Raw genomic sequence first — 20,266 nt, 5'->3', positions numbered from 1 at the left:
AATAGGTTTATACAAAAAGTCCTAAAGGGGGACGGAATTATGGAGAAAAGAAAGTATTCAGTAACACCACAAGATCGAATGAATTATGTATTAGGTCTTTATTCTGCAGATCAACAAATTAATGCAGTTCTTTATTTTCCTGTAGGTATATCCAAGGAAATACTTGAAGAATCAGTAAGGATAACGTTGCAATTGCAACCAGTTTTGAACAGCCGGTTTGTAGAAAATGATATTCCTTACTGGGAGGAACATTCATCTGACACTAACTCATCTATTTGCTTTTTTGCAGAAGGAAATAATCAAGAACTTGAAATAATGGCAATAGATTTTATTAAGGAACCTGGTGATCGTATACAGGGGCCAATGGTTCAAACGAAATTATTACGGGGCATCACAACAGATATTTTAGTTGTGAAATTATCTCATCTATGTTCAGATGGTGCAGGAGTCAAGGAATATATTAAATTACTTGGAACAATATATACGCACCTTTCATTGGGACGGTTTAAGAAGCAAATTATAAAGGAATTTGATGAGGAAAATGAGAGTTGTCGAGATCAATCACATGTATTCAAATACGCTGGAATATCGGACATAAAAAGTGCGTATCGTCCTAACCAAGAACAACAGGCATCGTTATGGTCTTTTCCATCTCAACCTAACAAAAATAAATTTCCCCAAATGTCCGTACGGCGATTGAGCCATGAGCAAACTCTACGTTTAACCCAATGGACAAAAGCACAACAGGCTACCTTGAATGATGTAATCATGACTGCATACTTCCGAGCTTTATCACATTTCACTGTGTATGCAGAACCTCGCACTGCAGAAAAAATGATTGGCTTGACAATTGATTTACGTCGATATCTGCCTAATAATACAACTGGTGCTATTTGCAACTTATCCGGTATGGAAATGCCAGTGATTAAAATGGAAGACGATGAAACATTTAAGCAGACTCTTATTCGAGTTAAACAATCAATGGATAAAATAAAGTCTCAAAATCCAGGTCTTTCTTCAGCAGCAGGAATGGAGCTACTGGCAGAAATGAAGCTATCTACAGTGAAGGAAATGTATAATCAGCAATATGAACAGGCTGTACAGATGGGGATGGCGTTGCCATTACTGACAAATTTGGGAGTGATCGCTGAGGAACCTATTCAGTTTGGTCAAATTCAAGCTGAGGACGGGTATATGGCAACACCTATTATGTATGCACCATTCTTTTCAATGGGAGCAAGCTCTTATAATGGAAGACTTACATTTACGATTGGTTATCATGCGCCGGATACATCAAAAGAAAAGGTAGAAAAATTTTTAGATAGTGTTGTAAATCAACTATCAGAAATAAAATAAAAAAGAGTATAGAGAAAAAATTTCTAGCAGAATTATATTTTAGGGGCTCGTATCATGTACGGATAATCTCTGGAAATTTTCTCTGATCGCACTTGCCTTTATGCTTTATATGCAATGGGAATGGTAGTGAGAAACAATTTGTATTGTGAAAAAACAAGATATATCGGTATAAAAACAATAAAACAGAGCTGATTTAAATTACACTTTGAATTAGCTCTGTTTTGCTAGTGTGATGGTCCTTACAACAAAAAAGTAGACTGTATCCGGTTAGGGTAAAGCGGATTTTTAATTTTTTTGAAAATAAAGTTGACATCCACGACTACTTAGTCATACAATGTAGATGTAATAAGTGATACTGAATAGTTCGGGTTCACAAAAACTGTTCAGTGAAAAATTCGCCTTAGTACTCTGTAATACTGAATATAAGTCAGACAGAATAGGGGGTAAAGGAGGATCAGAACATGGAAAATTTAACTGAAATGTTGAAAGGTTCACTGGAAGGGTGTGTGCTGGAAATCATTAGCCGCCGTGAAACGTATGGTTATGAGATTACTCGCCACCTGAATGATCTTGGGTTTACCGAAGTCGTGGAAGGAACGGTCTATACCATCCTCGTACGATTAGAGAAGAAAAAGCTTGTGAATATTGAAAAGAAACCATCAGATATGGGGCCGCCTCGTAAGTTTTATTCATTAAATGAAGCTGGCCGTCAGGAGCTTGAATTATTTTGGAGAAAATGGGATTTTGTATCGTCAAAAATTAACGTCTTGAAGTCAAACTAGCCTCATAATATAAAATGTTTCGGCTCATATTTGGAGAGTTTCTTGTTCTGCTTTATAAAAAAGGAGGAAAATAACATGTTGGAAATATTCAAAAAATTAATTGGTGATAAAAAAGAGTACAGAATGATGATGGCACGTGTTGCAGCACTGCCAGAGGACTATCAGTTTGTGTTTAAGAAAATTCAAAACTATATGTGGAATTTTTCGACCGGAAACGGGATGGATATGCTGCACATTCAGTACGAATTAATCGATTTGTTTGAAGCCGGTGCAGCGGAAGGTAGACAAGTGCTAGATATTACTGGGGAAGATGTGGCATCTTTTGCTGACGAACTAGTGGCAAACGCTAAAACGTATGTCTCCAAATATCGTGAAGATTTGAATGAAAGTATTATGAAGAAATTGAGAAAAAAATAAATGCAATACGTAATACTGACTGATTAGCTGGTCATAAATGTGAACTACCGCCATCGCTATTCAGTTATATTTTTAACTCAGTACTAAGTGGTACAGAATATCAGTGATACTAAATAGAGGGTATAGGTAATTTATTTTTGTAAGGGGGAAAAAGCATGAGCAATGCATCGATTTCTGTAAAAGGATTAAAAAAATTTTTTAAAGACAAAGAAGTGTTAAAGGGAGTGGATTTTGATGTACAGCGTGGCGAAATTTTCGCACTGCTAGGCTCAAATGGAGCGGGAAAGACGACAACGGTCAACATCCTTTCGACGCTAATGAAGCAAGATGGCGGTGAGGTAAGCATTTGCGGATTTGATGTACAGCGCCAACCAGATCAAGTTCGTCAAAGTATCAGTTTGACAGGACAGTTTGCAGCTTTAGACGGCATGTTGACGGGGAAAGAAAACTTGATAATGATCGCTAAGTTACGTGGTGTTTCCAATCCCGTTCAAGTCGCTGACAATTTGCTTGAAAGATTTAGCCTGACTGATGCGGCTAATCAGAGGGCAGATCAGTATTCGGGTGGGATGAAGCGCCGACTTGATATCGCGATGAGTTTGATCGGGGCGCCAGCAGTTATTTTTCTTGACGAACCAACGACTGGACTTGATCCTGAAGCGCGAATCGAAGTATGGGATACAGTCAAGGAACTTGCCGGTAGCGGCACAACGATCTTGCTTACGACCCAGTACTTGGAAGAAGCCGAACAACTAGCAGACCGTATCGCTATTTTGCATGGCGGAAAAATTATTACGACAGGTACTCTTACTGAACTAAAAGAGATGTTCCCACCGGCAAAAGTGGAGTATATCGAGAAGCAACCGACATTGGAAGAAATATTCCTTGCGATCATTGGCAAAAAGGAGGAGATGTAAATGAAAAGTAAAACAGGTGTATTACTAGGTCGTTTAATGCGTAACATTATGCGCAGTCCGGATACAATTATTACAGTGGCGATTACACCGATTATGATGATGCTATTATTTGTCTACGTGTTTGGCGGCGCAATAAAAACTGAAATGGAAAACTACGTTAATTATTTATTGCCGGGAATTTTACTAATGGCTATCGCATCCGGTGTAGCTTACACTTCCGTGCGACTCTTTACGGATGTAAAGAGTGGGCTGATGGCACGTTTCATTACGATGCCTATTAAGCGTTCATCGATATTGTGGGCTCATGTTTTAACCTCTCTTGTTGCTAATGTACTTACTATCGTTGTAGTTATTCTTGTTTCACTCTTAATGGGTTTCCGTTCTAGTGCTAATATTCTAGAGTGGCTCGCGGTAGCTGGGATACTTGGGATGTTTACGCTGGCGCTAACATGGCTAGCTATCATTCCAGGATTGAAAGCGAAGTCTATGGAAGGAGCGACTGCTTACTCGTACCCGCTAGTTTTTCTTCCATTTATTAGTTCGGCCTTTGTGCCTACCGAAACGATGCCAAAAATTGTTCGTGTGTTTGCAGAGAATCAGCCTGTAACTTCAATCGTGAATGCGATTCGTGCTCTTTTATATGAAGGAACTGTTGGAAACGATATTTGGATTGCGCTCGCTTGGTGCGTAGGTATAATGGTCATCTCTTACTTCTTCGCCAGTAAAGCATTTAAACGTCAGTTAGGATAAGTGAATTAAATCTTCCGAAATAATATATTTGAAAAAGCACGGGAAGATTTTCCGTGCTTTTATTATTTGTTACGCACTCATGATAGAAAATATGGATAACTCGTAACGAATTAAACTCAATATTTTAAGGTGTAACCAATCAATGCTTATGGGGAGTATAAACATAATCGTTCTTGTAAACCTGCTAATAATTCTTCAGGCATTTCCCTAATTGTAATATCATCCCCTAAGAAAAGCAGCCAATTTGTCATCTCTGTCACTTCATCAAAATTGTGAACATCGATAAATATTTTTAAAATGGCTGTAGATTGGTAAGGGTTTGTATAAGATATTGAAATTTTGAAAGGGTGGTATTTTTTAAACTGAGCAATTGCTTTTGGACCAAGTTCAAGTACAAGGTTAATCACTTCATCCTTCTTACTTAGTTTTTCTAAAATCTTTTTCTTATTTAGCTTTTTTTTCGTCGTGTATGGTTCGATATGGATGAGATGATCGACAGGAAACATCCTCTCCTTTTCTTCTTTTAAGTCGAACCCTTCAATGATCCATTGACTTTTTTCTTGATACAGGTGTAATAGATAAATGGAATAAGACTTGATTTCTTTCTCTTCTTTAATGGAAATCAATAAATGTCTATCCAAAAGAAGTATTTGAATGAGTTTTTCTAACATAGGGTGAGGGAGATCAGAAAGCTCAAGTAAATCAGGATTATGAGGGTTGGTCCCTTCAAACATCAAGAGTTGATTTAAAAGAACGAGGTCATCTTGCTGGGTTTCTGAGATGAGTCCTAGTAGTTTTTCAGCTAAAGATTGACGACTCTTTAGGTAGGGAAGTTGTTGATTCCTCGTAGCCATAAAGGCAATAAAAAGAGCTTTCACTTCATTATCAGTAAAGCGAACAACGGGCAGGATAGAGTTGTGCATAACAAAATATCCCCCGGTCCTCCCAACTTCAGCGACAAGTGGCATTCCCATAGCTTCAATTTCTCTAATGTCTCTAATAGCTGTCGATCGTGATATGTTAAATTCTTGTATGATTTCAGAAATTGTAAAGTGGGAGCGGTTGTTGATATATCGCATAATTGTATTAATCCGTTCAACTTTTTTCATTTTGGTCTCCTAAACAGTATCACTTTTTGACATGATTTAAAGATATTATAAACGTATCAGATGAAAAGATAAATCGTTTGATTAATAAAAAAAGAGGCAGGTTTTGCATATGAAAAATTATACTATAGAAGAAAAAGATAGCTTTATTGTGTTAGGTATTGGAACTGAAATTAAGAGTGAATACACAGACTTTGCTGGAATAAATAAAGAAAAGGAAGACTTTTGGTCGGCTGTTAAAGAAGATGGAAGGCTGGACACTTTAAAAGCTTTAGCGACAAATGAATACATTTTTTCTGTGAGCGAAGCTGTGAATAACAAAATGATGTATTATGCGGGTGTCATGACAGAAGCACAAATAGAAGAAGAATCTAGAGTAATCCAGTTTCCGGGGGGAGAATACTTAGTAGTGAAAGGGGAGGACAAAACGGCTGAAGAGCTAAGTAATAAGTTGACTGGCATCGCCTTCGGTCAAGCTTTACCAGATGCAAATGAGTTTGCTTATGTTGGTGGACCAAATACGACGGTTGAGATGGGGAAAACAAACGGCTTAGTGTTTGGTGAAATATGGATTCCAGTTGTTAGGAAGTAAAGTGATAAAAGGTACGAATATGAGAAGTAGAGGCTAACAATCTTGGATTGTTGGCCTTTTTAACATGAATATAATATTCATATGCTGCTCCACAGTATGTTCTGATAAAATGAAATAAAAGGGAATTACTGTAAGGTGGTGGGGTGAATAAAAAAAGGCTATTTGAGCTATTCATAGTAACGTTTGTTTTTCTATTCCTTCATGTAAGTACATTTACTAATGAAAAATTTAACGATAAATTGGGATCTTTTACTTTCATTGTGCTACTTCTTATGCTTTCTATTTACACTGCATTTATAGAAAAGTATTTTGATGATATACAAAAGTGGATTCGAAATATTACATGTTACTTTGCTTTATTCGTAGTGGCTTTAGTAGCTCTATGGATAGGTTATTTCTAGTCCTTAATTAAGAGAATGAGAAATATGTGATTACACTACATTTGATCCGATACTGTTACTTAGCTGCATCGGTTTATATTAATTTTTTCTCTCCCCAATCAGGATAAAATGTACAATAGGAAATTTTATGTAAGATAAGGAAGGAAGGTATATGGTCAGCTTGAGTACTTTGCTAGCTTTTGCGCTTGTTTCACTTAGTATGGTTTGTTCACCTGGTCCTATTTTGATTTATTTTATTTCTCGTTCCATTACGCAGGGGCGTATGGCAGGATTTATTTTTTTATTAAGCATCATGCTTGGATTTGTAATTCATATAAATGAAGCAACTTTAGTATTCATTCAAAAATTCATTGTCTATGAAACAACTAGATTTGTAAACGGCTTTAATAGAAAGATGTCTATTGTATTTTTTGCGGCAAGATTAAATAGCTTTTTTGTTACTTTACAATAAAGTATACTTAATATCAGTAATTCATGTAATTAGGAGTGGTTTCTATATTTAGAGAAAATAAAAAAAGGATATTTCTGTCATTAGTAACAAATCCAATACTAATAATTGTATACGGGATTTTTTGTTATGAGTTGGCCTTATACTGTAAGTACGGAAGAATGAATTATAATATTTACATTATGTTACTATGTATAGTACTTTTTATATCCATAACTACATTTACTACAATGCGGTTGATAAAAAATAGAGAATATAAATCTAAAAAATTAACTAATTCAATAGCATGGAGATTTATTTCTATTATCATTATTGTTGCAATTACATCATTTTATGGGATGCAGATTTATAAAAGTGCAATAAATTACAATGGTAAATTGGCATGGTTTATAGAAAAGTTAAAACATGAAAGGTCAGTTAAACTTAAACATAATAATATATATAAATCTGGAGTAGAAGGTATTTTTGAAGATATAAATAAAAAATATCCTTTGCCAAAGAAATTATATATGGCAACTGATTTTGATCTTACATTTCATTCAGATGGAACAATCACAGCGTTTGATACATTTGTTTATGGGAAAAATATTGATGGGAAAGAAGAAACTTATTTAATCTCTTATAATAAGAAGAAATCAGAAGATATTACTATAATACGAGACGGATACGCAAAGCCTGATTATAATGATGATAAATTAGTAGAACCTTTAATTAAAACGGTTAAGGCGATTCCAGTTAAGCAAACAGTAAAAAAATGGAATGAAAGTAAGTATGGGTTGATTTATTATGGGAAAAGAAATTGGGGATCCAATAAAGAGGGAATTATTAATATTACCGAGGATGGTAAGGGGCAGAGTGTTAAAGAAGCAGCTTCTGATATCATTGGATATACTGTATCTATATTTGTCCCTGGAAAAGAGCAAGAGCTAGTCCCTGCTAGATATAATTTAATAAGTGACGCAAGTTGGAGTAAATCAAAGACGCCTCCAAAAGAAGATAGGCTTAAAGAGAAGAAACAACAAGATTTAAAGAATGCAAAAGAACAGTTTTTCCTATCGAAAGAAGTTGGTTATAAACTAAATATGACAGATAAAGCATTAGGGAGCGCCTTTTATTCATTAAGCAAGACTAGTGATGAAGGGGAAACATGGGAGGTTATCAATCCAGACCCATTTAATGGGGGGATTGGTAGTGTATCAGGAATCACTTTTATAAATGATAAACTTGGGTTTTTAGGAGCAATTAGACCTTCTGGTAATGAAGGAGAGTTATATCGCACAGATGATGGGGGAGTATCTTTCAAAAAGGTAGAATATCCGCCGCATGAAGTAAAATTAGAACATACACAGTCCACAATAAGTCCTTTTGATTCTCCTAGTATGCCATATGAGAAAGATGGGGTTTTTAATATGTTAGTTGGACAAGGGGCAGATGGAGACTACAATGGCGATAGTAGTGCACTTTATCAATCAAAAGATAACGGAGAGACATGGGAATTTGTAGAAGAAGTGAAAAAGAAATAATCGGAATGTTTTTTGAAAAAATAAGGTAACTACTCAGCTATACATTTCATTTAGAAGTTTGGTAAGGAGTATAATTCCAGTCATGAAGATAAAAATGGACCTATACCTCGCTGCCTTTCTTTGTTTTATTTCTTATGATGGCAAGTGTTTTAACGGGGCTTGCTGTACGTCTTGCTTTTGAACGTCGACAGTAAAAGCCTCTTTACCTTCAGTTTCTATAATATAACCTAATAAATATTAATATAATTTATGTATAGTAGATATTAACCTTATAAAATAAGGGGGGAATATTATGACTGAGACAAATGAATCTTCAGGAGTCAATTTGAAAAAAGATATGAAGTTTTCTATTATAATTCCTGCACACAATGAAGAAAAGTACATTAGAAAATGTTTAGATTCAATTGCAAAGGCATCAGAGGCATATAAAGAGCAAACGGAAGTTATAGTTGTTTTAAATCGTTGCACAGATAAAACAGAGGAAATAGCAAAATCTTATAATTGTGTTACATTGAAAAATAATGATAAAAACTTATCTAAAATCCGGAATGCAGGGGCAAAAATAGCTAGTGGAGAAATAATCGTCACTATAGACGCTGATACGATAATGACAGAGTCTATGTTGTCTAATGTAGATAAATATTTAACTTCAGGTACATACATTGGTGGTGGGGTAAATGGGAAGTTTGAAAGAATATCTTTAGGAATATTTCTCTCCGCAATGCTAATCATAATCCCCTTACTTTTTAAGTACGGAGCTATATCTGTAGGGATTTTTTGGTGCTATAGAAAAGACTTTATGGCAATCAACGGATTTAATGAAAACATGCTTATGGCAGAAGATGCAGATTTCGCTAAACGGTTAAAAGAATGGGGAAAGAAAAAAAATAAGAAATTCGGTACTATTAAAAATGGAATGATAACTTCATGCAGAAGATTTGATACATATGGAGACTGGACTTTACTTAAAAATCCAAAAGTAATATTAGCTTATCTAAAAGGAAATGATAGAAAATACGCAGATAAGACATATTATGATAACCAAGAAAGATAAAAATGGAGAAAAGCGGCAGAGGATAGCTAGTACTTTTTTAGATATAATGAGAATCCAACTTAATTTAATAGATATTATAAGAAAACCATCAATTTGATGGTTTTTATTTTTGAAATAAATATGTATTTTTTTATAAAAATATTTTTTGACCCCCATAAAACTTTGTACTCCTCCGAATATGTATAGTGAAGAAAATAAATAGAAGAAAAATGGCTATGAAAGAATATAAAAATATTAATAAAATTACTAGATTAAGTGGGCATCCAAAATAAAAGGATGAAATTACCAATGGTATAGAGGAGAGTTATTCAAGGATTGCAGATAAAATAGAAAAAGAATAAACAAAACGAACGGTAGAAAATAAGAAAGTAGATAAAAATAAAAACTTAACTTCAGTGCCGAGAGAAAAGGAAAATTATTAAGAAAATGTTGGAAAAAGTTAGAATCGAAAAATATAACTGACAGCAAGAAAACAAGACCGAAGAAAAGTACCAAGAAAATCTGGTTAAATGGTCACTTGTGTAGTGGCCATTTTGCTATTTGAAGGAGGCTGGGAGATTACAAGTGTTGAGTTTAGTAATGAAGATCTTAAGAAAACCGAAAATAGAAGATATCGTATGTAACATACAAAACAACGAAGAAGATAAAGAAGCATTTATCGTACAGTATCAGCCTTTTATTAGAAAATCAATTTCATCTGTCTGCCGCCGATATATTACAGAACAGGATGATGAATATAGCATTGGATTGTTTGCGTTTAACGAAGCAATTGAACAGTATTCCTATACAAAAGGAAAATCCTTTTTAGCGTTTGCTGATCTTCTTATAAAAAGAGATGTAATTGACTATATACGTAAGGAGTCTAAACATAACTTTGTCTTTTTAAAAGAAGATGAGCAAGAGGAAATGTTAGAAATGCAAGTGTCGCTTACGGAGTATATGAAAGAGATGGAAAATAGTAACCGTAAGGAGGAAATTCTTCATTTTCAAAGTGTGCTAGCTGAGTTTAAAATCACATTTTCAGAGCTTGCTAAAGAATCTCCTAAGCATCGTGATACGCGTGAGCACTTAATAGAAATTGTAAAAATTATTATAAAAGAAGAGGAAATGATGGAAGAGCTGTTCCGAAAGAAAAAGTTACCGCTTAAACATATTGAACCGCGTGTTAGGGTAAGTCGCAAAACATTGGAGCGTCATAGAAAATATATCATTGCAATGTGTATTATCTTTGCAAACAACTATACATACATTCTTGATTATATAAGGGGAGGGAAGCATGATGAATAAAGGAATTGTGATGGATATAAAAAAGCATAGCGTAGTTGTTTTAACACCAAATGGAGAGTTTATTACGTGTAAAAGAAAGGGGGATTCTTGCATAATCGGGGAGGAAATCTCATTTGATGAGCAAGAACAAAAAGCATCGTATTTTTCGATCCCTTCCTTTTTAAAGCCTGCATCAATACTTGTTGCTTGTTTTCTATTTGCAGTGCTGTTTTTCTACAACCAACCAGAAGAAAAAGTATTTGCTTACGTCTCAGTTGATATAAATCCAAGTTTAGAGGTGAGCGTAACAAAGGATTTTCGTGTTATAGATTTGCAGGCTTGTAATGATGATGGAAGGCGTATTTTAAAAGAATTGAAGCAATGGGAAAATAAACAATTGCAAGAAGTAATACGTACTATTATAAAGCAAAGTCAAAAGGATAAGTATTTAACGAAAGATAAGCAAGTTATGCTAACAGCTGTTGCAAAGGACAAGGCACTAGAACCACTTTTGGAAAAGGCAATGAAAGAATTAAAGAAAGAATATGAGCTAAAACATATTACAGTTGAATATCAAAGTAGCACAATGCAAGTACGAGAGAATGCTAGAAAAGCTGGAATTGGCACAGGTGTCTATATAAAGCAAGAGAATGAGAAGAACAAATCACTTACGCCTCCTGCCACCCCGTCTAATCCGGTAGAAAACGAAGAAGAGGTGCAATCACAACCGGAGTTATCTCCTGATGCACCACTGGATTTGTCTCCTGTAAAAGAAAAAAAATATGAAAAGCAAGAGCAGAAAGAACAAAAGAAAACAGAGGAACAGCCATCGAAGCAAATAAAAGAAAACAATGGAAGAGGATCTCAGCAAGAAAATAGAGGGAATCAACAGGAGAATAACAGTAGAGAATCTCAACAAGGAAATAATGGGAATCAGCAAGGGAACAACGGAAGAGGATCTCAACAAGGGAATAATGGAAATGGGCAAGGGAATAACGGAAGAGGATCACAACAAGGAAATAATGGGAATCAGCAAGGGAACAACGGAAGAGGATCTCAACAAGGAAATAATGGAAATGGTCAAGGGAACAACGGAAGAGGATCTCAACAGGGAAATAACGGAAACGAGCAAGAGAACAATGGAAGAGGATCTCAACAGGGAAATAATGGAAATGGTCAAGGGAACAATGGAAGAAATCCTCAACAAGGAAATAATGGGAATCAGCAAGGGAACAATGGAAGAGGGTCTCAGAAAGAAAATGATGGAAACGAACAAGGGAACAATGGTAGGGGGTCTCAACAAGAAAATAGAGGCCACCAGCAGGGGAATGAAAAGAAGAATCAATAGAATATGAAAGTGAGAGATTCATTTCAAAGTTAAAAGGATTTATTCCGCTATTTGCCGGGCAGCCCGATTGGTGAGGGTTGATAATCAGTGGGGGATGAACAAAATCCCCACTGATTAAAGTTGCACTTTATTATTCTATAGTTCTATTAAGAAGGAGTATGTGAAAAATATAATGGAGAAAAACATTCAACAAGAAAAAGATAAAGAAAAACCTGTTTTTTATGATCCGAAAGGAAGGAGAAACATAGCCTTTATTTCGTTTCTATGTATCTCAATAGTTAGTGTAAGTGTTGTATTTTATTTTTTCTTTCAAAGCATTTTTTCAACACCAGAAATTCCAAATATGAATACCGCTGTACAACAAGATAATAAACTTGTACCAATTAATCAAAAACTTAGTGATCAGCAGTTAAAGAAGGAAGAATTTAACCCAAATACCGGAACGAAGGATAATGAAAATTTGGTGAATTCGCCGAAGGATAGTAAACAACCTAAAGAAGTGTATGGTTTTTATGTAAACTGGGATGAAAATAGTACCGCTTCTTTAAAAGAAAATATCGATTCATTAACCACACTAGTACCAGAGTGGTATCATTTAAAAGCAGATTTAACGATTAGAAGTGAGATAAAACCTGAGATAGTAAAGTTGGCAGAAAAAAATCAAGTGAAGATTATGCCTTTGCTTACTAACTATACTGAGGAAGCTTCTGGTCCTGATAGTGGGCTAATTCATAAGTTGCTGAATTCCTCAAACGATGTAAAGACAAAGTTTATTAATGATTTAGTAAGCCAAGTTAAAAAAAATCAGTTTTCAGGTATTAATATTGACTTTGAGGCCGTACCTGAAAGTGATAGAGAAAACTTAACAAATTTTATGAAAGAACTTACTACGGTCTTTCATAAACATGATTTACTCGTTACACAAGATGTTCCAGCTAATGATAAGGCTTTTGATTATAGTGCGTTAGCAAAAATAATAGATCGAATAATTGTAATGATGTACGATGAGCACTATGGAGCGGGAGAGCCAGGACCAATTGCTTCAAATAAATGGTTCCAACATACATTGAAAGAACTGAATATTCCGTCTAATAAACTTATAGTTGCTTTCGGTAACTATGGGTATGATTGGGAAGTAAATAGTAAAGAAGCTGCGAAGTCTTTAACTTTCTCAGAGGTTATGGCAATGGCTCATGATTCAAATATGAAAATTCAATGGGATAAGATGAGTGGGAACCCTTATTTTAGATATAAAACAGGAGAGAAAGAACATACTGCTTGGTTCTTAGACGGTGTTACTCTCTATAATCAAGTGAAAATCGCAATGGACAATAATGCAAAGGGATTTGCATTATGGAGACTAGGAGCAGAAGACCCTACAATATGGAAAGTTTTAAAAAATCCTATTGAGGTACAAAAAAATCCTAATGTATTACATAAAATCAATAGTTTAGATGAAGTAAATTATTCTGGACAAGGTGAAATTTTACAGATTGAGAATGAAAGAAAAAATGGATTGAGAGATTTTAAAGTAGGCAAAGATGGTTATATTACAGATGAAGTATATCAATCCTTACCATCTGCATATGAAGTGCAACGATATGGAAAACCAAATGGGAAACAAGTAGTATTAACATTTGATGATGGGCCAGACCCGAAATATACGCCAAAAATTTTAGATATATTAAAAGAGAATCAAATAAAAGCTGCTTTTTTTGTACTTGGTGAAAACGCACAACTAAATACTAGTATTGTAAAAAGAATATATGATGAAGGGCATGAAATTGGCAATCATACTTTCAAGCATCCTAACATAGCTGATACGTCTTTACTACGAACGAAAGTAGAACTTAATATGACGCAACGTTTAATTCAGGAAGTAACTGGACATTCTACGGTTTTATTTAGACCGCCATATGAAGCGGATGCTAACCCGGATTCATCAAATGAAATATTGCCTATTTTACGTGCACAAAATATGAACTATACAATGGTAGCGGAAAAAGTTGACCCCGAAGACTGGGCAACACCATCAACAAATGAATTAGTAAGACGTGCTCTTAATCCCATTTATAAGGGAGAGGGAAATATTATTCTTCTCCATGATGCGGGAGGGAATCGTACCCATACAGTAGAGGCGCTGCCGATCATTATTAAAGATCTAAAAAAGAATGGATATAGTTTTGTAACAATTTCAGATTTAATGAATAAAGAACGAGATGAAATTATGCCTCCTGTTTCTTCTGAGGGGAAGCAATATTTACTTTACAATAAAGCTGTCTTTTCAGGAGCTGGATATTTTAAGCATATATTAACTACTATTTTTTATATTGCTATTGGATTAGGGATTTTTCGATTTTTATTCTTAATTTATTTTGCATGGAAGCAGAAAAGAAAAACGTTATCTCGCTATATTAATTCGTCCTATCAACCTTTTGTTAGTGTTGTCATAGCAGCATATAATGAAGAAAAGGTGATAGCTAAGACGATTCACTCAATTTTGGATAGTAATTATAGAGAATTTGAAGTTATTGTTGTGGATGACGGATCGACAGATGGTACGTCAAAAGTAATGCAAGAAACATTTTATAAACACCCTAAAGTTCGTCTCATTCAGAAAGAAAACGGGGGGAAATCATCGGCAATGAACCTAGGGTTTCAACAATCGCGAGGAGAAATCATTGTCACTTTAGATGCGGATACTATTATTGCGCAAGACGCCATTTCTCTGATGGTTAGACACTTTGAAGATCAAAATGTAGCTGCGGTTTCAGGTAATGTCAAAGTGGGGAATAGACGGAATTTGTTAACTACTTGGCAACATGTTGAGTATATTACAGGGTTTAATTTAGAACGTAGAGCTTTTGATGAGTTAAATTGTATTACAGTAGTTCCAGGAGCTATTGGGGCGTGGCGCAAGAAGAATGTAGTTGAATCTGGATATTTAAGCGAAGATACATTAGCAGAAGATACGGATCTTACTATTACATTTTTACGTCAAGGGCATAGAATTGTATATGAAGAAAAAGCGCATGCTTTTACGGAATCACCTGAGGATGTGAAAAGTCTCATTAAACAGCGATATCGTTGGTCATATGGTACACTTCAATGTCTTTGGAAACATCGAAAAGCGTTATGTAATCCAAAACATAAAACATTAGGGTTTATTGCACTGCCTAACATGTGGTTATTCCAATATGTTCTGCAATTCATTGCTCCTTTTGCAGATATATTAATGATTATGGGGTTATTTAGTAGTGATCCACTAAAAGTTTTAGGATTTTATTTTGTATTCTTTTTAATGGATCTTCTCGCTTCTCTGTTCGCATTTAAATTAGAGGAAGAGAACCCAAAACCATTGGCATGGTTAATTTTACAACGTTTTATTTACCGTCAATTTATGACTTATGTTGTCATTAAATCGATATTCTCATCGCTTCGAGGAGTAGCGGTAGGGTGGAATAAACTAAAGAGACTGGGGAGTGTTAAACATTCCACGGAACATAAGGAGGCATCATAAAAGAGCAGACTATCTGCTCTTTTTTTCATTGATTTTAGTTAGTTGAATGTAGAGTTGTAGCATAAAAACTGCTGCTTCTATAACGAGATTCCTATTCATCATTAATAGTGAGACATTATGTTAAGCTAATCCTTTAGTTTCGGATTAAAGTTTTTTTATATTTTTTTTAAATGACGGACACAAAAACATATATACCTTCGAATTATATATATGGATAAGATAAATATGTATATAAAAGGGGAGAAATAAGATGAAAGAAAAAAAAGAAATGTTTCAAGAAATCGCTGAGGTGTTAAAGGTATTGGCGCATCCAGTTCGTCTATCTTTAGTAAAAATAATGCTTGCAAAAGGTCCTACTAATGTAACAACAATGTATGGGGATTTGGAAATGCCTCAAAGTACAATTAGTCAACATTTATCTAAACTAAAAGCTGCTAAAATGGTTACAGGTACTCGGAAAGGATTAGAAATTTATTATGAGGTAACTGACAATCGCACAAAATCAATATTAGCATGTTTAGTTTAAATGCTGACTTCTAGACGTCAAAATTAAGAAGAGGATAGGAAAGCAATTCTATGGAGAGAATTTTTAAGGTTTTTACACAAGTGAAGATCTGAAGTAAAGTTCCTTAATAAATAAAATAGTTGTTAAAAAATATAGTATAAAATGGAATTTTTATACTATATTTTTTAATATCTGTAATAAAAGGAAGAATGTTTTGGTTTCAATTTATACGCTATCTTTATAAATTTTGATTACCTTAAACGTTTGACAAACTAGCAATAGGTCTGGAGTCAAAGTAAGTCCACACAGGCTTAATTCCTAAGTGGAAAGATTAACATGCTCAATATGCAAAAAAATATAACTTAAATCCTCTGCATCCTAGATTTTGCAAAATTACTTGTTACCTTATTTATTAAAAAAATCAATTAAGGAACTATTTAGTGAAAATAAATTGTTCAGTTAAAGGTGCATTTTATAGAATGTAAGGAAAGGTCTCAATTTCAGTAGACACGTGGATTCGCATATTGATAGAATAAGCGAAAATATAATAAAGGTGGAATGAATTTGAGAAAAAGGTTAGGATGCTTACATGCCCATTATTCAAATATAGAATATATAGAAAAGGCACTTACCTCATTTAACATTGAATTAATCCATTTTGTTGACCCGGCATTAATGTATCAGGTTACATCCAATGAAAAATTTCAAGAATCAGATGCTCAATTTAAAGCTAAAGAGCAAATAGAATGGATTGCTCAATGTAATGTTGATGCTATCCTTATTACTTGTACAAATTATATTGCAATTTTACATGAAGACCAAGACTCAATATCAGTGCCAATTATTAAAATTGATGTACCTTTCTTTGATTACATATGCAATATACAGCAACCTCAGACAATTGTTTTTACAAATCCTGCAACTGTTGAAGGCACAGTAGAACGTCTTAAACATCATGCTAATAGCCTTCAAAAATCTTTAGATTTAGAGGTTATTGTCATAAATAGTGTTTTTGAATTGATAATGAAAGGACTAAAAAAAGAATACAACCAAGAAGTTACAAAGTTCTTAAATCAAATCATTAAAGATGAAAAGAAATTTATCTCTGTTGCTCAATTATCTATGGTTGATGCATCTAAGCAAGTTGAGTATAAAACATCTAAGACTATTATTACTCCATTGAATACATTGGTATCTTACATTGTTAATAAATTAAAATTAGAGAAGAAAAATTAGTGGTAGAAGACAGGGGATTTGGAATTATGTATGGCTTTCTATCAATTTTCCTAGGGTTAGGTACTGTTATCCTACATAATGTTTGGACACTTAATTGGCAGGGACTCATTACACTTATTGCATGGCTCGCACTATTAAAAGGGATTTATGTAATTGCATATCCTGAACCGTCCAAGAAAACCAATTTTGAAGTAAGGGTACTATCTACTCGTATAATGCTTGCTATCCTTGGTGCTTTATCTTTATGGATGCTTATATTACTTTATATGAAATAGAGACAAATATTTTTGAACATGAGAGTATATAGGTGGTTTTTTTGGTAGTCCTTCGGAACAGAATTTTATAGTTAATTGTAAATTTAGTGTTTCTTCCTTTGTAGACATGTTTTTATAAATAGTGAGATGTGCAAAACGAGAAGAATCCTAAATAAATAGGATTCTTCTCGTTTTATAAAAATGAATTTATCTTGTATCACTAATACAATTAATAATTATTTTTCCGGACTATTCGCATTCATCTATCTTGGTATACTCAATGGTGGCTATGTGACCATCTGGTCGAATCAAAACGGTATCTATATTTTTTAACTTGGAATCTTGTATTTCTCCTACAACTATCTTTATGTGTGAATCAATATTCATTTTATTTATCTTATCTATATAAGAAGGGTGTATTAATAAAATAAATTTACCATCTTTCATTAATTCAAAGAGTTTACAACTTTTCTTGTTTTGAGAGAAAATAGTGAGATTTGTACATCTTTTTCCTATTAATGGATGACTTTCTGGGTTGTTTATTGACGAATACATAACCCCTAAACCACTTACTCTTTCAGCTAAATCTTTATTTATCTCGGGGTATGTAAGTAAGTACGAAAATAACTCTCTTAATTCCATTCCTGCTTTTGAAAAGTTTATCATTAATTGTTCTTGCGCTTGTACTTCTTTGAAAAATTGTTTTCCCACAGCATGTCGTTCAATATGATAACTTTCCAATAGGCTTTCATATTTTGTCTGTTTTATTGCGAGCCCTAATTTCCAACCTATATTAAAAGCATCTTGTAAACCTACATTCAAACCTTGTCCTCCAGCAGGGAAATGAATATGTGCTGCATCCCCTGCTAAGAATACACGCTTATGTTGATAAGTATTTGCTAGTTTGGTTGCGTTCCCAAAGCGAGAAAGCCATATTGTGCTCTTAATTTGAATATGTTCACCTGTAATACTATAAATACTATCTATGAATTCCTTTTCTGTAACAGCAACATGAACGGGTATTGCCTGATTCTTAGGATCAACAATGGCAAAACGAAATAAATTAGGTTCAATAGGCACCATCATTAATATCCCATTTATATTAGAAGTAGATAAAAATGGAGTATCTGGTATATCTTCTAATATAACATCACCTAATATAGCAGTAGTTGTTGTGTTTGTTCCATTAAACGGTATATTTGATAATTCACGAACCATGCTTCTTGCGCCATCAGCTCCTACTACATATGAAACTTCTATTTTATATATTGTTTCTCTTTGTTCTATTTCTAGTTGTATGAATGTTTCATACTGTTTTAAGTCTTTCAGAGTATGCCCACGTTTAATGTCTACACCTAATTCTAGTGCACGTTCTTCTAATATTTCTTCTGTAATAGATTGGGGAATAAAAAGTGTATATGGAAAGTCGGTATCTAAATTTCTAAAGTTTAATCTTGTATCTAAGGCAGCAAAATGACTTGTATCTAATTTCTTTCCTCTAGATAAAAATCGATCTTCAATGCCTCTCATAGCCATCAATTCTAGTGAGCGGGGGTGTAGCGTTAGTGCTCTAGAATTTCGTATGCGATCCACTCTTCTCTCCAAAACGACAACGTTTATACCTTGAATAGCTAATTCACATGCTGTCATAAGGCCAACTGGACCTCCACCAATTACTGCTACATCACAATAGTTTTCCATGCTATGCCCTCCATTTATTTAAGTGATTAAGAGCTAATGCGACAAAATGTAAATAGATTTATAAATGATATCTATTGTACGTATATAATTATACTTCATTTTAGTTTCCTTGGAAACTAAAATGAAGTTCCTGAGAAGAGTTTTCATAGTAAGGGTGTAGTTAATGCGATATAGCGTGTATGCAGCAGTAGCTATTGGATAGCTTTCATAATTGATATGTAATAGCATTTGCATTAAAGACTTGTACTATTGGTGCTAAAATACTACTGCTGTAGTTTCTTGTGGGAGTTGTAAAGGCCTTTCCACTATTCGTAGTTTTACTAAAGTAGTAGTGGTTTTAACTTGACTTCAAATAATTCGCTTTCAATTTCATTAAGTGCATACATTGATACAGGGTATGAAGAGGTATTAGATAAGACTTTTGATGAAAGAAGTTCCCCTGATGATGAGTAAAATGTAACAAACACTTGTGAAAATGGAGGGACCATAATGATTACACGGTCAGTTTTTTGTAACGTATTAACCAACTCCAAAATAATATAGTTTTATAAAAATTAAAAAAATTAGATAAATATAAAGATATTATTATGGGTGCTTTTCCAATAGTGAATTAATAAACTCTTTATTTCATTTTAAACAATCTAAGAGCACACATATATGCGTGCTCTTAGATTAGAAAGGTAGTTTTCTATGGGTAGGGAGTCCCCATAGAATAAAATATGCTTGTCCAATTTAAATGTGAGAAGTTTTTTAATAAAAATGCTATTTGGTAAGTCTATGTAAAAAATCGCCTTGTACAGGCACTTTTTGCAAAGTATTTTGTCTACTGTCTTGATTTTTAAAAAGCGATGAAAGCTGTTATCCGATTTATAAAACTAGGCAGTAAGCTCCCCAAAAAGAAACTCTATCGACCAGTTACTAGGGTGACAGTTAAGAAAAAGAGTGGAACTAAAATAATTATTATTAAAGAAGTTCCTTTATATGAAGTGAATCCTTAAAATAGAGCACATATCAAACCACTTATTCCCTACATTCATAGGGAGGATATTTTAAAAGATTAGCGGTGATCAATGTGTAGTGTAAAATATAG

16 protein-coding genes and 2 pseudogenes are annotated in these 20,266 nt (G+C 34.0%); 16 read left to right on the top strand and 2 right to left on the bottom strand.

Translation table 11 applies throughout. From position 1 onward, the window contains the following. The first annotated feature begins 39 nt into the window (after positions 1–39). The 5 genes from MR136_RS07040 to MR136_RS07020 all read left to right on the top strand — a co-directional run bounded on the left by MR136_RS07040 (position 40) and on the right by MR136_RS07020 (position 4,222). Entirely contained in the window at positions 40–1,356 is a 1,317-nt protein-coding gene (locus MR136_RS07040; RefSeq protein ID WP_061457525.1) for a condensation domain-containing protein, read from the top strand. Positions 1,357–1,817: 461 nt separating this feature from the next. Next, positions 1,818–2,138 carry a PadR family transcriptional regulator gene (locus tag MR136_RS07035; RefSeq protein WP_000429484.1) on the top strand — a complete coding sequence of 107 codons (321 nt, stop codon included), beginning with the start codon at positions 1,818–1,820 and terminating at the stop codon, positions 2,136–2,138. A gap of 75 nt (positions 2,139–2,213) precedes the next feature. Next, on the top strand, positions 2,214–2,555 hold the full coding sequence (locus MR136_RS07030) for a DUF1048 domain-containing protein (protein WP_000889650.1): 342 nt from the start codon (positions 2,214–2,216) through the stop codon (positions 2,553–2,555). A 155-nt stretch (positions 2,556–2,710) separates the two neighbouring features. Next, the gene (locus tag MR136_RS07025) at positions 2,711–3,472 is read left to right on the top strand and encodes an ABC transporter ATP-binding protein (protein WP_017673093.1); all 762 of its coding nucleotides are present in this window, start codon (positions 2,711–2,713) and stop codon (positions 3,470–3,472) included. Next, positions 3,473–4,222, top strand: coding sequence for an ABC transporter permease (locus tag MR136_RS07020; protein WP_017673094.1), 750 nt, complete (start codon positions 3,473–3,475; stop codon positions 4,220–4,222). It begins immediately after the preceding gene. A 146-nt stretch (positions 4,223–4,368) separates the two neighbouring features. On the opposite strand, the gene MR136_RS07015 is transcribed toward MR136_RS07020, so the two are convergent. Then, the gene (locus tag MR136_RS07015) at positions 4,369–5,331 is read right to left on the bottom strand and encodes a helix-turn-helix transcriptional regulator (RefSeq protein ID WP_061457523.1); all 963 of its coding nucleotides are present in this window, start codon (positions 5,329–5,331) and stop codon (positions 4,369–4,371) included. Between the two features lie 109 nt (positions 5,332–5,440). Between MR136_RS07015 and MR136_RS07010 the strand changes: the two genes are divergently transcribed. From MR136_RS07010 to MR136_RS06960, 11 genes and pseudogenes are all read left to right on the top strand, one after another. Continuing rightward, positions 5,441–5,920 carry a GyrI-like domain-containing protein gene (locus tag MR136_RS07010; RefSeq protein WP_031312134.1) on the top strand — a complete coding sequence of 160 codons (480 nt, stop codon included), beginning with the start codon at positions 5,441–5,443 and terminating at the stop codon, positions 5,918–5,920. A gap of 143 nt (positions 5,921–6,063) precedes the next feature. Then, the gene (locus tag MR136_RS07005; RefSeq protein ID WP_061457512.1) at positions 6,064–6,321 is read left to right on the top strand and encodes a DUF3963 domain-containing protein; all 258 of its coding nucleotides are present in this window, start codon (positions 6,064–6,066) and stop codon (positions 6,319–6,321) included. A gap of 151 nt (positions 6,322–6,472) precedes the next feature. After that, positions 6,473–6,638: pseudogene (locus tag MR136_RS07000) on the top strand (LysE family translocator); the annotation flags it as partial. A gap of 169 nt (positions 6,639–6,807) precedes the next feature. Further along, positions 6,808–8,292 carry a WD40/YVTN/BNR-like repeat-containing protein gene (locus MR136_RS06995; RefSeq protein WP_370658438.1) on the top strand — a complete coding sequence of 495 codons (1,485 nt, stop codon included), beginning with the start codon at positions 6,808–6,810 and terminating at the stop codon, positions 8,290–8,292. Positions 8,293–8,584: 292 nt separating this feature from the next. Continuing rightward, positions 8,585–9,346: a glycosyltransferase family 2 protein gene (locus MR136_RS06990; RefSeq protein WP_061457511.1), complete on the top strand. Its 762-nt coding sequence runs from the start codon at positions 8,585–8,587 to the stop codon at positions 9,344–9,346. Positions 9,347–9,910: 564 nt separating this feature from the next. Then, the gene (gene sigI, locus MR136_RS06985) at positions 9,911–10,633 is read left to right on the top strand and encodes an RNA polymerase sigma factor SigI (RefSeq protein ID WP_061457510.1); all 723 of its coding nucleotides are present in this window, start codon (positions 9,911–9,913) and stop codon (positions 10,631–10,633) included. Beyond that, complete coding sequence (locus MR136_RS06980) at positions 10,623–11,960, top strand: anti-sigma factor domain-containing protein (protein WP_103622249.1); 1,338 nt, start codon at positions 10,623–10,625, stop codon at positions 11,958–11,960. Before sigI ends, MR136_RS06980 begins: the two co-directional genes overlap by 11 nt. Before the next feature lie 172 nt (positions 11,961–12,132). After that, entirely contained in the window at positions 12,133–15,480 is a 3,348-nt protein-coding gene (locus MR136_RS06975) for a trifunctional glycoside hydrolase family 18/polysaccharide deacetylase/glycosyltransferase family 2 protein (protein ID WP_078421032.1), read from the top strand. A gap of 250 nt (positions 15,481–15,730) precedes the next feature. Then, positions 15,731–16,006 carry an ArsR/SmtB family transcription factor gene (locus MR136_RS06970; protein WP_000660065.1) on the top strand — a complete coding sequence of 92 codons (276 nt, stop codon included), beginning with the start codon at positions 15,731–15,733 and terminating at the stop codon, positions 16,004–16,006. Positions 16,007–16,543: 537 nt separating this feature from the next. After that, the gene (locus MR136_RS06965; protein ID WP_031312136.1) at positions 16,544–17,221 is read left to right on the top strand and encodes a hypothetical protein; all 678 of its coding nucleotides are present in this window, start codon (positions 16,544–16,546) and stop codon (positions 17,219–17,221) included. Next, a pseudogene (locus tag MR136_RS06960) lies at positions 17,212–17,496 on the top strand (hypothetical protein); the annotation flags it as partial. The gene MR136_RS06965 and the pseudogene MR136_RS06960, both read left to right, overlap by 10 nt. Positions 17,497–17,724: 228 nt before the next feature. Here the strand turns inward: MR136_RS06960 and MR136_RS06955 are convergent. Next, complete coding sequence (locus MR136_RS06955; RefSeq protein WP_017673102.1) at positions 17,725–19,176, bottom strand: FAD-dependent oxidoreductase; 1,452 nt, start codon at positions 19,174–19,176, stop codon at positions 17,725–17,727. Between the last annotated feature and the right edge of the window lie 1,090 nt (positions 19,177–20,266).

It is taken from the genome of Bacillus cereus group sp. BfR-BA-01311, from assembly GCF_022664295.1.
Taxonomy (GTDB): Bacteria; Bacillota; Bacilli; order Bacillales; family Bacillaceae_G; genus Bacillus_A; species Bacillus_A cereus.
This window is presented reverse-complemented; position numbering and strand designations above follow the sequence as displayed.

Bases quoted from the DNA above. Each gene is read 5' to 3' on its own strand.
- MR136_RS07040 (WP_061457525.1), top strand. From the start codon at position 40: ATGGAGAAAAGAAAGTATTCAGTAACACCACAAGATCGAATGAATTAT.
- MR136_RS07035 (WP_000429484.1), top strand. From the start codon at position 1,818: ATGGAAAATTTAACTGAAATGTTGAAAGGTTCACTGGAAGGGTGTGTG.
- MR136_RS07030 (WP_000889650.1), top strand. From the start codon at position 2,214: ATGTTGGAAATATTCAAAAAATTAATTGGTGATAAAAAAGAGTACAGA.
- MR136_RS07025 (WP_017673093.1), top strand. From the start codon at position 2,711: ATGAGCAATGCATCGATTTCTGTAAAAGGATTAAAAAAATTTTTTAAA.
- MR136_RS07020 (WP_017673094.1), top strand. From the start codon at position 3,473: ATGAAAAGTAAAACAGGTGTATTACTAGGTCGTTTAATGCGTAACATT.
- MR136_RS07015 (WP_061457523.1), bottom strand. From the start codon at position 5,331: ATGAAAAAAGTTGAACGGATTAATACAATTATGCGATATATCAACAAC.
- MR136_RS07010 (WP_031312134.1), top strand. From the start codon at position 5,441: ATGAAAAATTATACTATAGAAGAAAAAGATAGCTTTATTGTGTTAGGT.
- MR136_RS06990 (WP_061457511.1), top strand. From the start codon at position 8,585: ATGACTGAGACAAATGAATCTTCAGGAGTCAATTTGAAAAAAGATATG.
- MR136_RS06980 (WP_103622249.1), top strand. From the start codon at position 10,623: ATGATGAATAAAGGAATTGTGATGGATATAAAAAAGCATAGCGTAGTT.
- MR136_RS06975 (WP_078421032.1), top strand. From the start codon at position 12,133: ATGGAGAAAAACATTCAACAAGAAAAAGATAAAGAAAAACCTGTTTTT.
- MR136_RS06970 (WP_000660065.1), top strand. From the start codon at position 15,731: ATGAAAGAAAAAAAAGAAATGTTTCAAGAAATCGCTGAGGTGTTAAAG.
- MR136_RS06965 (WP_031312136.1), top strand. From the start codon at position 16,544: ATGAATTTGAGAAAAAGGTTAGGATGCTTACATGCCCATTATTCAAAT.
- MR136_RS06955 (WP_017673102.1), bottom strand. From the start codon at position 19,176: ATGGAAAACTATTGTGATGTAGCAGTAATTGGTGGAGGTCCAGTTGGC.